Origin of the sequence: Streptomyces sp. E-08, from assembly GCF_049913095.1 — a bacterium.
GTDB lineage: Bacteria > Actinomycetota > Actinomycetes > Streptomycetales > Streptomycetaceae > Streptomyces.
The window spans coordinates 517,659-530,561 of sequence record NZ_CP183971.1 but is presented as its reverse complement, the minus strand read 5'-3'; the positions used below and the strand labels follow the sequence as shown (position 1 = coordinate 530,561).

9 protein-coding genes and 4 pseudogenes are annotated in these 12,903 nt (G+C 71.0%); 2 read left to right on the top strand and 11 right to left on the bottom strand.

Going from position 1 to position 12,903, the window contains the following annotated elements:
- Positions 1–10: 10 nt before the first annotated feature.
- From ACN9MM_RS02625 to ACN9MM_RS02600, 6 genes and pseudogenes are all read right to left on the bottom strand, one after another.
- Complete coding sequence (locus ACN9MM_RS02625; RefSeq protein ID WP_426362097.1) at positions 11–544, bottom strand: EF-hand domain-containing protein; 534 nt, start codon at positions 542–544, stop codon at positions 11–13.
- Positions 545–889: 345 nt separating this feature from the next.
- Positions 890–1,753: pseudogene (locus ACN9MM_RS02620) on the bottom strand (IS630 family transposase); the annotation flags it as partial.
- Between the two features lie 119 nt (positions 1,754–1,872).
- On the bottom strand, positions 1,873–2,241 hold the full coding sequence (locus tag ACN9MM_RS02615) for a hypothetical protein (protein ID WP_426362096.1): 369 nt from the start codon (positions 2,239–2,241) through the stop codon (positions 1,873–1,875).
- Positions 2,242–2,527: 286 nt separating this feature from the next.
- Positions 2,528–2,935: pseudogene (locus ACN9MM_RS02610) on the bottom strand (TetR/AcrR family transcriptional regulator); the annotation flags it as partial.
- A gap of 14 nt (positions 2,936–2,949) precedes the next feature.
- A pseudogene (locus tag ACN9MM_RS02605) lies at positions 2,950–3,701 on the bottom strand (transposase family protein).
- Positions 3,702–4,428: 727 nt separating this feature from the next.
- The gene (locus ACN9MM_RS02600; RefSeq protein WP_426362095.1) at positions 4,429–4,752 is read right to left on the bottom strand and encodes a hypothetical protein; all 324 of its coding nucleotides are present in this window, start codon (positions 4,750–4,752) and stop codon (positions 4,429–4,431) included.
- A gap of 148 nt (positions 4,753–4,900) precedes the next feature.
- Here ACN9MM_RS02600 and ACN9MM_RS02595 point away from each other — a divergent pair, with 148 nt between their 5' ends.
- Entirely contained in the window at positions 4,901–5,113 is a 213-nt protein-coding gene (locus ACN9MM_RS02595) for a cold-shock protein (RefSeq protein WP_426362094.1), read from the top strand.
- A 126-nt stretch (positions 5,114–5,239) separates the two neighbouring features.
- Entirely contained in the window at positions 5,240–5,575 is a 336-nt protein-coding gene (gene fdxA, locus ACN9MM_RS02590; protein WP_426362093.1) for a ferredoxin FdxA, read from the top strand.
- A gap of 64 nt (positions 5,576–5,639) precedes the next feature.
- On the opposite strand, the gene ACN9MM_RS02585 is transcribed toward fdxA, so the two are convergent.
- The 5 genes and pseudogenes from ACN9MM_RS02585 to ACN9MM_RS02565 form a co-directional block, all read right to left on the bottom strand.
- Positions 5,640–5,906 carry a hypothetical protein gene (locus ACN9MM_RS02585; RefSeq protein WP_426362092.1) on the bottom strand — a complete coding sequence of 89 codons (267 nt, stop codon included), beginning with the start codon at positions 5,904–5,906 and terminating at the stop codon, positions 5,640–5,642.
- A gap of 594 nt (positions 5,907–6,500) precedes the next feature.
- Positions 6,501–8,189: an FAD-binding dehydrogenase gene (locus ACN9MM_RS02580; RefSeq protein ID WP_426362091.1), complete on the bottom strand. Its 1,689-nt coding sequence runs from the start codon at positions 8,187–8,189 to the stop codon at positions 6,501–6,503.
- 82 nt (positions 8,190–8,271) lie between these two features.
- Complete coding sequence (locus tag ACN9MM_RS02575) at positions 8,272–10,758, bottom strand: beta-glucosidase (protein ID WP_426368643.1); 2,487 nt, start codon at positions 10,756–10,758, stop codon at positions 8,272–8,274.
- Positions 10,759–10,800: 42 nt separating this feature from the next.
- Positions 10,801–11,481 (bottom strand): annotated as a pseudogene (locus ACN9MM_RS02570) (alpha/beta hydrolase); the annotation flags it as partial.
- 55 nt (positions 11,482–11,536) lie between these two features.
- On the bottom strand, positions 11,537–12,889 hold the full coding sequence (locus tag ACN9MM_RS02565; protein WP_426362090.1) for an MFS transporter: 1,353 nt from the start codon (positions 12,887–12,889) through the stop codon (positions 11,537–11,539).
- Positions 12,890–12,903 lie beyond the last annotated feature (14 nt).

Sequence of the window (12,903 nt, the reverse complement as noted above, 5' to 3'; positions counted from 1 at the left end):
CCGGGCCATGTCAGACGGCCGGGGCGCCCACCAGCCGGTCGCCGGGAATCCCGGCGAGGTCCGGTGCGTAGTACTCCTCGATGCCGGTGGCCCACGTGTCCACGGTGATGCGGTCATCGGCGTCCGGGCCGAAGGCGTCGAAGAGCGCGTGGATGTTCGCCTCCTCGAATCCGATCGCCGTCATCAGCGACAGGAAGAGGGGGCGCTCGATCAGGCCGTCCCCGTCCGGGTCGCCGAGTGCGGAGAGCGCCGCGGCGAACTCGCTGACCGTGGGGCCGAAACGCTTGGGGTCGAGCACGAAGGGGCGGAACTCGTCGACGGTGATCACGCCGTCGCCGTTGGTGTCCAGCTCCGTGGCCAGCGTCGTCCAGTAGCGGCGAAAGGCGGTCCGGATGGCCTCCTTGGCGTCGGCGTCCGATGCGACCGCGGCCTCCAGAACGCGTCCCGTCATGAGGTCGAAGTCGCCGGAGTCGATGACTCCGTTGCCGTTGGCGTCGAAGAGGGAGAAGACCAGCTCGACCCGCTGGGCGGCCTCAGTGCGCATATCTGTCACCTGTCTCGCGCGGCCCCGTCGGTCCAGGGCCTGTCTCAATGAGTGCCTCTACGTAACGCGCTGGGGAGAGACCTGTGACGGTGATGCGGCCACCGTTACCGGAAGGAGTGACTCCGCCGACAATCAGTCCACCGGCATCCCCCGGACCTCGACGCTGCGCTCGCGCTCTGGCTCACCATCGGCCCCTGGGCCGACTGCCGGTAGAGCGTGCGCGCGGAGCCCGTGACCTGCTCGGCTTCGATCTCCAGCAACAGACCCACGAAGATCAAGTCGGCGTGTCGACTTTCTGCGAGCCCTTACCGCGACCGGGTCACAGCCCAAGAGCCGAAGCATGTGGAACCTGGGGTGACTCAGCAGCCACCTCTTGACCGCCGCGGTCTTGTGGGTCGCAAAGCTGTCGCAGATCAGGTGGACATCGAATTCTCGCGGAAGCTCCTTGTCGAGTTTGGCGAGGAACTTCCGGAACTCTTCCGCCCGGTGGCGCCGGTGGAGTGATCCGATCACCTTCCCGCTCGCCGCGTCGAAGGCCGCGAACAGCGTGCTGGTGCCGGCGCGGACGTAGTCATGGGTGGCCCGCTCAGGCACTCCGGGCATCATCGGCAGCACCGGCTGCGAACGGTCCAGCGCCTGGATCTGGGACTTCTCGTCCACACACAGCACCAGCGCCCGCTCCGGCGGATCGAGACAAAGCCCGACCACGTCGTGGACCTTGTCGACGAAGAACGGGTCCGTGGACAGCTTGAACGTCTCCGAACGGTGCGGCTGCAAACCGAACGCCCGCCAGACCCGGGAAACGGTCGACTGAGACAGGCCGGTCTTCTTCGCCATCGAACGGGTCGACCAGTGCGTGGCGTTCTCCGGCCTCGACTCCAGCGTCCGGGCGATCAGATCGGCGACCTGCTCGTCCATCACCGTGCGGGGTCGACCAGGACGCGGCTCGTCGGACAACCCCTCAAGACGGTCCGACAGGAACCGCCGACGCCACCTCTACACGGTGTCCCGGGACATCCCGACCCGCTCCATCACCACACGCGTCGAAACGGAAAAACCATCTTCCCCGACGTCGTCGCAGGCCAGGATCACGCATGCCCGCATCGCCATATCCTGCGCAGACTTACGCCGCCGCACCCAACCCTCCAAAACCGATCGCTCGGCATCGGTCAGATTCAGCGGCGCAAGCTTCGGTCCCGGACGCGTCATACATCCAACCCTACGGAAACTTAGGACTCAGGACGCTAGGGGGCGGCGGCACTGTGGTGGCGGGTCCGCGCGGCACCGCCCCGCTCGAGTCTGCGCGGGGCGGAGATCGGACGGTGTGTTCAGGAGACGCGCTTGAGGGTCCAGGCGTTGTTGTTGAAGCCGGAGTTCGGCCAGGCGACGCAGGAGCTGCTGTAGTAAGAGCTGGTCGCGGTCCAGCCGGTGGGGTAGTACGTGGACCCGCAGGCCTGGACGACGGTGCCTATGGGCAGCCCGGTGAGCTGCTTGATCTGCTTGATGTTCGGGTCGAAGTTCTGGGTGCCGCAGCTGGCGCTGTAACCCCAGCTGACGTCGACGTAGCCGTACGGGGTGGCGGTGCTCGCGCACGTGGTCGTCACGTCACCGGGGGCCGCCTGGGCGGGCGCGGCACTGAGGGCGAACATCGCGGCGGCGCCGGCGAGGGCCATGGTGGTGGTGCGCAAACGGCTCATGGTGGGCTCCTTGGATCCAAAAACGGCCAATGGCATAGGGCAGCCCTGTTTCTACGGTGTGTGCGCGAGGCGTAACAGTCTGTTTCCGGTCTGATGGAATCAGGCCACGCCGACGGTAGGTCCGGACACGAGCGCTCCCTTCTGGCGCAGCCGACCGACGCGCGCCTTGGAGGGGCCGTGCGCCGCCTGCAGGGCAGTCGGAGAGCCGTTCACGCGACGTGGATGACGACAGGGCGCGAAGAAGCGCACCCTTCCTGCGGCGTGCCGCCCTGCACGGTGGTTACGGTCAGGTGGTGGCCGCCAGTGCCTCGCGCGCGATCTCCTCGGAGAGTGGCGAGCCTTTGGTGGCCCGGGACAGGACGAGTGCGCCGAGCATGGTGCACAGCCGGGTGATGCCGTCCTGGTCCGCGGTGTCGAGCCAGTCGGCGAAATCACCCACCCCCTGGGTGTGGACGCGGCGGGCCTCGCTGTCTCCGCCGTCACGGGCCAAGTCGGTGGCGAGTGCGGCGACGGGGCACCCGTCTGCCGCGCTGTCGCGGTGCTCGGCGGAGAGGTAGGTGTCGATCAGCGCCCGCTGGGCGGCGTCGCGCCGCCCCGCGTACTGATCGAGCCCGTCCGTGTGGTGCTGGGCGAGTTCGCCGAACGCGTGGGCGGTGCCTTCGTCGATGAGCGCCTCCTTGGAGGCGAACTGCTTGAGCCTTTTCCACCTCAGGTTGAGGCGTGGTGAAGGACGACGACGGTCTTCACGACGTCGGTGATCCTGTTGCTGCTGCAGCGGAGCTTGCGGAGCAGACGCCAGCCCTTCGGGGTGGCCATGGCCTGCTCACCGAGGCAGCGGATCGTGGGGTGGCTGCTGTTGTGCCGACGCTTCCACCGCTTGGGCGACGGCCTCGGAACGGCACGCGGACCGGTCGGCCGGCGCCCTGGCAGGCCTTGTCCGCCCAGCACTTCACGCCTGACTCGGCGAGCACGTCGATGATGTCGTGAGTACGGGCGGCGGTCAGGTCGTGAGTCGATCCGGGCAGTGCGGGTGAGGCCCACAAGAGGCGTCCGAACGGATCGGTGAGGACCTGGACGTTCATGCCGTGGCACTTGTGTTCCCGGAGTGGTACGGGGGGTCGGCGGCGATCCGGTCGATCGGCAGCAGGGTGCCGTCCAGGATGACGAACGCCTTCATCCGGATCGTCTTCATCGCCTCGGCCAGGGATGGGTGAGGGCGGCCAGTACGTCGACGGCCTCGCGTATGTAGCGGAAGGCGGTCGCGGTCCCGATACCGAACCTGGCGGCGAGCTGGGCGTAGGTGTCACCACACCGCAGGTGGGCGAGGGCGGGCAGGGCCTGACGCCTGGTGTCAGTCGTCGCCACCGCGTGCCGATCTCCTGCCGCCGGGAGGGGAGTTGTCCAGCCGGATACCGCAGGGTGTGGCTGGACAGGTCGATGGACGATGGGTAGACGAGCACGCGAGGCTCCTGACAGCACGGTGGATCTTGGCCGTGACACCGTCTACCAGGAGCTTCGTCATTGCGCAGGAGCATCCAACTCGCGGCTGCTACGACCAGCCCGGAAAGGCTCATTGGCTCATCCGTCTCTCTCTGCCCATCTGTCCCTATGGGCGCAGTCATGAGCCGGATAGCAGGACCCACGTCCTCTTCGCCCCCTGGCCGGATGCCACCGAGCCCAGTTTCAGCTTCGTCGCCGCCCTCTTGATGGCGGAGTCGTTGTACCCCCTCGTTCTTCGCCCCTCGCACCACCTCGCTCCGCAGGGCCTGGCCGCCGAGCGGCGTCAGGTGGTTGGTCGAGGTGGCCTGGCGGGTGTGGGCGAGGCCGATGCAGGCGACGCCCGCGCTCTCGGCCATCCGGCGGACGGTCTCGACGACGGGCCGGATCTCGTTGCCGGTGCCCTGCTTGATGTCGGGGTTGGAGGACAGCGGGTCGAGCATCATGGCGGCGACGCCGTTCTCCTGGGCGTACGTCGCGAGGCCGACGCAGTCCTTCGGCGGCAGGACTTCGCGGTGCGCCCGAGCATACTGACGCCGATGAAGTGGACACGGTCGAGGTCGGCGCCGGCGGCGAGGAGCCGGGGGTGACGGTGTACTCCAGGGAGGCTTCGTTGGCGACGTACATGACGTTGCGCGGCTTGCCGTAGAACTCGCCCTTCATCTCGCCGCGGGCGATCCAGGCGGCGAACTAGGCGAGGAGGGTGCTCTTGCCGATGCCGCCGCGTCCGACGATGAGGGTGAGTTCGCCGAGCGGGATCCTGCCGTCCCCGGCGTCACCGGCGGCCCAGAGCCACCGGACGCGCTTCGGCTGGATAGAGGAAGCACGCCGTACGACTATCTCCCGGAGGCCGTTCGCTTCGGCTTCCGCTCCGGCGAGGCCCTTCTTCCGGGCGAGGGCCTTCGCCTTCTCCGCCTTCGCCTGCGCGTCGATGGCGGCCCGCTCTTCGTTCTTCGCGATGTCGTCGGCTACTCCTTCAGCCCCTGGTGTGGCACCCCCGTTTCCTCTGTCCACTCCGGCTGGCTGGAGTCCGGCACGACTTCTCCCTCGTATTCAGTTGTTCGAGCGGGCCGGTGCCGTCCGGGGCGGCGTCTTCACCGGCGCAGCCGCTCCACCGTGCGATGATCAATCCGTAATCGGTTGACTACGCAGTGGAGCGGTCATGGCGGAGCGCGAGAACGGCACCGTGAAGTGGTTCAACGACGAGAAGGGGTTCGGCTTCATCACCCCGGAGTCCGGCCCCGACCTGTTCGTGCACTTCCGCGCGATCCAGGGGAACGGCTTCAAGTCCCTGAAGGAGGGTCAGAAGGTGACCTTCGTGAGGGTCCAGGGCCAGAAGGGCGAGCAGGCCGACGAGCTCCAGGTCGCCGGCTGACCCCGTCACCGCCGGCCGAAGGGTCGGCGTCCCTGGCGGGCCACAGCTCCCGCCCTGCATCCGGTAGCGCGCCGTATGGCACGCACTGAGCGATCGATCAGACCGATTCGGACTGGAAAGCGCCCCATGACCTACGTAGTGACTGAGCCTTGCATCAGGTGCCGGACCACCGACTGTGTGGCCGTGTGCCCGGTCGACTGCTTTCGCGCAGGTGCGAACATGCTCGTTATCCACCCGGAGGAGTGCATCGACTGCGGCGCCTGCGAGCCCGAGTGTCCGGTCAGCGCCATCTTCGAAGAGTCCGAAGTTCCGACGAAGTGGTCGGAGTACAAGGAACTCAACGCGGAGTACGCCGAGAAGTGGCCGCTGATCACTGAGCAGACCGATCCGCCCTCTGACTGGGAGAGCTGGAAGGGCGTCGACGAGAAGGCGGATCACTTCAGCTCGGAGCCCGCTTCCTGAGCCGACTCATCCGCAGTCGTCGGTGGGGGCGCAGGGCTCGTCGGGGCCGAGGGTGCAGCCGAGGTCACTCGGCACCGTCAGCGCCCTTCCATGCGCCGCGGACCCAGTCGGCGGCCCTCCGCCACCAGGAAGGCTTCGGGCAGCAGGCGGCGTGCGGGCAGCACGGCCGGGTGCCGGAGTAGACGACCGGCCTCCGGCACCCGTCGACCCCGCAGCCCGTGTCGGGGACGGCCGACACCGGGCGTCCGTACACGGCCCGGTCGCTGTCGTCGTAGGGCTCGGCCTGCGGCGGCAGGGCGGCGTACCGGGCGTGCCACGCCTCGGCGGTCATGGTTCGGGCGGTGTGGACGCAGCCCCCGTAGTAGAGGCAGCCGGGGGCGTTTTCGGGGCAGAGGGCGGCGACCTCGCGGCCGGCGCCGGGACAGTTGCCGGCGGCGCACGGCGGCGTCCCCCGGCTGTTGTACTCCGGTGTGGACCCGGCCGAATGCGCTCGCCGCGCGGGCCGGAGCATCGAGGTCCTCTTCCGTCACTACGCCACGTTCCTGGACGGCGTCCGGGAGCGGGCCGACCGCCAACATCGAGCGGTCCATGGAGGAGTGGGACCGCGTCAGCCGAGGTGAGGCCCCTGCGGGCTGAGCCGGAGTTTTGGTCCGTGACTGGTCCGGAAGAGATGGTCGGGAGCGGGATACCGGTGGGATGAACTGGTAGTTTCGGCGTAAATGTGACCCATTCCTGCAGGGGACGAGCGAGAGGCGCCTTCCGGGCGAAAGCCCAGGTCAGTCGCCTCTTTTCATGCCCCTAGAAGATCCCGAGCTTCTTCGGGGAGTAGCTGACCAGCAGGTTCTTCGTCTGCTGGTAGTGCTCCAGCATTGTCTTGCGGGTCTCGCGACCTATGGACGACCTCGGGCTTGTCCGGTCTGACGGGTCATGATCCGACGGCCTCGGCCGCGGCGCGGCCGGCCTGGCGGCCGGTGAGGAGGCAGCCGCCGAGGAAGGTGCCTTCGAGGGCGTTGTAGCCGTGGACGCCTCCGCCGCCGAAGCCGGCGGCCTCGCCGGCGGCGTAGAGGCCGTCGACCGGGGTGCCGTCGGCGGCGAGGGCGCGGGAGTCGAGGTCGGTCTGGATGCCGCCGAGGGTCTTGCGGGTGAGGACATGGAGTTTGACGCCGATGAGGGGGCCCGCGGCGGGGTCGAGGAGGCGGTGCGGGGCGGCGGCGCGGCCGAGGCGGTCGCCGCGGTAGCGGCGGGCGTTGTGGATGCCCTGGATCTGGGCGTCCTTGCTGAACGGGTTGGTGATCTGGAGGTCGCGGGCCTCGATCTGGCGGCGTACCAGGTCGGTGTCGAGCAGGGGGTGTTCGGTCAGGGCGTTCATGCCGTCGACGAGGTCGGTGAGGGTGTCGGCGACGACGAAGTCGGCCCCGTTCCGCTTGAACGCCTCGACGGGGGCGGGGGCGGCGGATCCGCCGAGCAGCCGGGTGCGGAGGAACGCGGTGAGGTCCTTGCCGGTGATGTCGGGGTTCTGTTCGGAGCCGGAGAGCGCGAACTCCTTCGCGATGATCTTCTGGGTGACGAGGAACCAGGAATGGTCGTACGCGGTGATGTCGGGGGTCGTCCGCAGATGGCGCAGGGTGGCGAGGGTGTCGTAGCCCGGCAGGCACGGGTCGGGCAGCCGGCGGCCGAGGGCGTCGAGCCACAGAGGTGAGGGGCCGGGCAGGATCCGGATGCCATGGCCGGGCCAGACCGGGTCCCAGTTGTGCAGTCCCTCGGTGTAGTGCCGCATACGGTCGCGGTTGACGAGCCGTGCTCCTGCGGCGGCGCTGATGTCGAGCATGCGGCCGTCGACGTACGCGGGGACGCCGGTGACCATGTGCCGGGGAGGGGTGCCGAGCCGCTCGGGCCAGTGGCGGCGGACGAGTTCGTGGTCGGCGCCGATGCCTCCGGTGGCCACGACGACGGCCTGGGCGGTCAGTTGGAAGTCGCCCACCCGGTCCCGGTTGGTGGCCACGCCGCGCGGCGCCGGGTCCTCGGCGAGGAGGGTGCCCCGTATGCCGTGGACCACGCCGTCGGTCACGACGAGTTCGTCGACGCGGTGGCGGTGGTGGAAGCGCAGCAGCCCCGCGGCGGCGGCCTCGTGGGCGCTGTGGATGAACGGGGCGACGACCGCGGGGCCGGTGCCCCAGGTGACGTGGAAGCGGGGGACGGAGTTGCCGTGCCCGTCGGCGCGCAGCCCGCCGCGTTCGGCCCAGCCGACGGTGGGCAGGAAACGGACGCCGTGGCCGGCCAGCCAGGATCGCTTCTCGCCGGCCGCGAACTCGACGTAGGCGCGAGCCCAGCGGACGCCCCAGGTGTCCTCGTCGCCGGGGTCGGTCAGGCGGTCGAAGCCCGCGCTGCCCTGCCAGTCGCTCCAGGCGAGTTCGAACGAGTCCTTCACCCCCATCCGCCGCTGCTCGGGCGAGTCGACGAGGAAGAGCCCGCCGAAGGACCAGTGGGCCTGTCCGCCGAGGTCGGCCGGTCCTTCCTGGTCGACGAGGGCGACTCTCCGGCCTCGGGAGGTCAGCTCGTGAGCGGCCACGAGTCCGGCGAGTCCGGCTCCGACGACGATGACATCGGCTTGCACGGCGGGGGTCCTTCCAGGGGTGCGTTGCAGGGGGCAAGGGGCCCCGGGCGCCGGCTGTCAGGTTCCGGCGCCCGGGGCGGTCTCAGGGCCGTCCGGGGTCGGACAGCGGGGCGGGCAGGGAGGTGGTGAGCACGGTGTCGGCCGCGTTGCGCGCCGCGTGCACGAGATACGGGCCGGGGGTGACGGCCCAGGCCCCGGCCTCCTCGTCCCAGACCTGGAACGTCCGGTCCGCGAGCGGTATCTCGACGTCGACCGTCTCGCCGGGCTCCGCCACGACGGTGGCGAGGCCGGCGAGCTGCCGGGCGGGGCGGCCCTCGGCCGGGGTGACGGGCTCGGCGTAGAGCTGGACGGTCTCCCGGCCCGGCCGGGGGCCGGTGTTGCGGAGCCGTACCCGGGCGCGCCCGTCGGCGGCCTCCAGGCCCAGGTACTCCCAGCTGGTGTAGCCGAGGCCGTGGCCGAAGGGGTACGCGGGGGCTGCGGAGTGCCGCTCCCAGGCCCGGTAGCCGACGAAGAGGTCCTCGGCGTACGGCAGGACGCCGTCCTCCGGGGTGACGCGCGTGACGGGGGCGTCCTCCAGCCGGGCGGGCCAGGTGGTGGGCAGCCGGCCGCCCGGCTCCTCCCGGCCGAGCAGGACGTCGGCGAGGGCGGCGCCGCCTTCCTGGCCGGGGAACCAGGTGAGCAGGACCGCGGCCACGTCCTCGCGCCACGGCATCTCGACCGGGGCCCCGGCGTTCACGACCACGACGGTACGGGGGTTGGCGGCGGCGACGCGGGCGACCAGCTCGTCCTGGCGGCCGGGCAGCCGCAGGTCCGCCCGGTCGAAGCCCTCGGACTCGACGCGTTCGGTGGTGGCGACCACGACGACCGCCGTGTGGGCGGCGCGGGCGGCTTCGACGGCCTCCTCGATCAGCCGGTCCCCGTCGCGCTGGGGGTCGCGGTGGGTGAGGCCGAAGGTGACGCCGCGGATCGGACCGAAGGCGACCTTCGGGGCGCGGTGGAGGAGACTTACCGCGATGGGCCGCCGGGCCTCCAGCTCGGCCGACCCGCGCGGGACCGCCCGGCCGGTGAGCACCTCCATGGGGTCGCCGCCCTCGGGGTCGGCCGCGTCGTGGAGCACGGTGCCGTCGACGGTGAGCCGGAAGTCTCCCGTACCGCCGGTGCCGAAGTGGTGGATCCCGGTGTCGCGCGGGGTGAAGGTGCCGGTGATCTCGACCGTCGCCAGGGCGTCGTAGTCGACATCGTCCGGCAGCGCCGCGTCCATCCAGCGGACGCGGCCGAGGGTGAGGGGCTGCTCGGCCAGAACGGCTCCGTGCAGGTCGCGCAGGACCGCCCGCAGCTCGAATCCCTTGGTGGCGACCTCCAGTTGGTCGTTCGGGTCGGCTCCCATGGCGTACGTCAGGGTGACGTCCTCCGGCAGTGTCGCGGTGAGGCCGTCGAGCGGTGAGACGACCCGGGCGGGGTAGACGGTCGCCGAACCACCGCCCAGGAAGCGGGCGTCGCGGGCGGCGCGGCCGATCAGCGCGATGCTGGGGACGGCCGACGGGTCCAGCGGGAGGGTCCCCGCCGGGTTGCGGAGCAGGACGAAGGAGCGGGTGGCGATCTCCCGGGCGACCGCGGGGCCGTCCAGGGGTGCGGGCCTCCGGTCGGCGGGCACGGCGGGCGCCGCACCCTTGAGGAGCCCGAGGCGCGCGGCGAGCAGCAGGACGCGTCGTACGGCCGTGTCGACCGTCGCCTCCGGCACGCGCCCGTCCCTTACCGCGGCGGCCAGCGCCGGACCGAACACGGTCTGCGGCCCGGGCATGGCCACGTCCAGACCGCCTTCGATCGCTCCGACGGTGTCACGGGCCGCCAGCCAGTCCGACACCACGACCCCGTCGAAGCCCCACTCGTCACGGAGAACCCCCGTCTGGAGGGCGCGGTGCTCGGTCATGGTGGTGCCGTTGACGCCGTTGTACGCCGACATCAGCGCCCACGGGCGGGCGTCCCGCACGATCGCCTCGAACGGGGCGAGGTACAGCTCGCGCAGGGCCCGCGCCGGGACATGGTTGTCGACCGTGAAGCGCTCGGTCTCGGCGTCGTTGGCGACGAAGTGCTTGACCGTGGCGGCGATCCCGCTCTCCTGGACCCCGGTGACGTAGCCGGTGCCGATCCGGGCGGTGAGCAGCGGATCCTCCGAGTACGCCTCGAAGTGGCGTCCGCCCAGCGGGGAGCGGTGGAGGTTCACGGTGGGGGCGAGCAGGACGTGGGCGCCCTTGCGGTGCGCCTCCTGGGCGAGGACCCGGCCCGCCCGGCGGGCCAGCGCCGGATCCCAGGTCGCGGCCAGCGCGGTCGGGCTGGGCAGGCACAGCGCGGGGTCGCCGGCGCTCCAGGCCGCCCCGCGGACCCCCACGGGACCGTCCGACATGACGAGGGAGCCCAGGCCGATCTCGGGCAGCGCGGGTAGGGTCCACAGGTCCTGGCCGGCGAGCAGGCGGGCCTTGGTGTCGAGGTCGAGACGGGCGAGTGCGGCTTCGACGACCGCGTGGTGGTCTCCTGGGGATCCAGTGGCGCCGGTGGAGCGGGAGCGCACGAAGGCGAGGGTCTGGGCCACCGGGCCCTCGAACCACCGCGGCTCTCCGGCACCGGGGTTGAAGAAACCGTGCGGCGCGTCCTCGTACTCGACAAGCCGGCAGGCGTTCCTGGCCGACTCCATGGCGTCGCGGAAGCGGCGGGCGTCGGCGATCGGGACGAGCTGGTCCGCCGTTCCGTGGAGGACGAGTGCGGGCGGGGCGCCCGGCCCGACGAGTCCGAGGGGTGAGACCTCGGCCGCCACCGTGCCGGGCAGGCCGAGGAGACCGCGGAGAGCATCACCGAGGTCGCCCGTGCCGCACAGGTCCACGACCGGGTTGAACAGCACCAGCCCGGCGAGCGGCGGGTGGCCGTCCGGCGCGGTGAGCGCCGTGGTCAGGGCGAGCTGTCCGCCCGCGGAGCCCCCGGCGAGGAAGAACGGGAGGTCCGGCGCGAGCCGCCGCACGTGCTCGACGGCGGCGCGGGCGTCGGCGAGGCAGTCGGCGAGGGTGTGGGCGTCACGGCCGATGAGCCGGTAACCGGCGCTGGCGACGAGGACGCCGTCGGCGGCGAGCAGCCGGGCCTGCGGGGCGAACTGCTCCGGCGCGCCCGAGGTCCAGCCGCCCCCGTGGAAGAAGAGCAGGACGGCGGTGGGGCTTTCGTCCCGGGGTTCCCAGAGCAGCAGGGGCTGTTCGGCGCCGCCACGGGAGGCGTAGGGGACGCGGGACTCGGTGATGCGAGGCATGGATGGCTTCCGTGGTGCTCGGAGGGGCATGTGCGAAAGAGGGGGAGGCGGGGTGTCAGGCCCCGCCCGCGCCGGCTGCCGCCGCCCGGCGGTCCAGTTCGGCGCGCACGCCGGACGCGTCGCGGGGGCAGGTGCGGTAGAGGAGGCTCAGCATGGCGCCGTTGACCAGCATCAGGACGACGACGACCCACAGGAACGCCGCCTGGAGCCCGAAGGCGTCGCCGATGTAGCCGACCAGCACGGTCGTCACGGCCCAGCCGGCCGCCTCGGCCGAGAGCATCAGGGCGAAGGCGGCACTGCGCGCCTCCGGCAGGGTCACCGACATGACCAGGGGCCGGTTGATACCGGGAGTGCAGCCCTGGACGAAGGCGAGTACGGCGAACAGCGCGAGGTACGCGCCGAGGGACGGCCAGGCGAACTGAGTCACCGCGCAGACGCCCAGGGCGTAGGCGAAGACCGTGAACTGCATCGCCGCGACCCGTCCCGTGCGGGGATTGCGGCGGTGGATCCCGTCGGTGGCGAGTCCGCCGAGCAGTGTGCCGGCGAAGTAGGCCACGGCGAACACCACGGTCAGGTATGAGGCTTGCGCATTGGTGAAGCCGCGCACGTCGACCAGGAAGGTCACGCCGAAGCTGAGGATGACGAACTGGCCGGTGGTCAGGCGCTGGACGCAGATCAGCAGCAGGGACCGGTTGCGCAGCAGTTCCCGGACCCGACCCCAGGTCAGCGCCCGTTCCGCAGGTGGCGCCGTTGCACCGGGGGACTCGGCGGCGCCGACTCCGGGATCACGGAGGAACAGCAGGACCAGGATGCCGAACAGGATCTGGAGGGCGCCCGCGAAGAAGAACCCGTACCGCCAGCCGCCCTCCACCTCGGACAGCAGACCGAGCAGCGGCCCGCTGAGTCCGGTGGCCAGGGCCGAAAGCCCGTACATGTAGCCGGCCGCCCTGCCCCGCGTCCGGTCGTCGAAGAGATCGGCGAGGAGACCGTTGACCAGGGGACCGCCGCCGGCGACGCCGACGGCGGCGACGGTGAACAGGACGAGGAGCTGGACGTAGTTCTGCGCGAACCCGGCCGCGAAGGTCCACACCCCCCAGAGTCCGGCGCACACGGCGAGGACGTTCTTTCGCGGGTAGCGCTGGGCCACCGCCACCCAGAACGGGCCGCAGACGACGCCGACGAGTTTGCCGACGCCGACGAGGACACCGAGCGCGGCCAGCGGGAGGCCGAGTGCTGCTCGCAGGGCGGGGAACAGCACGGACACGACACTCCCCTCGCCGTTGTCCGCGCTGATCAGCCCGCCGAGGAGGGTGACCTGGCGCCAGTTCCGGGCCTTCTCTCCCGAGGCGGCGGGAAGGGAGGCGACACCTGGCCGGGGTGAGGAGGGAGGTGCGGCTTCGGTCGGCATCGTGCGACTCCTTC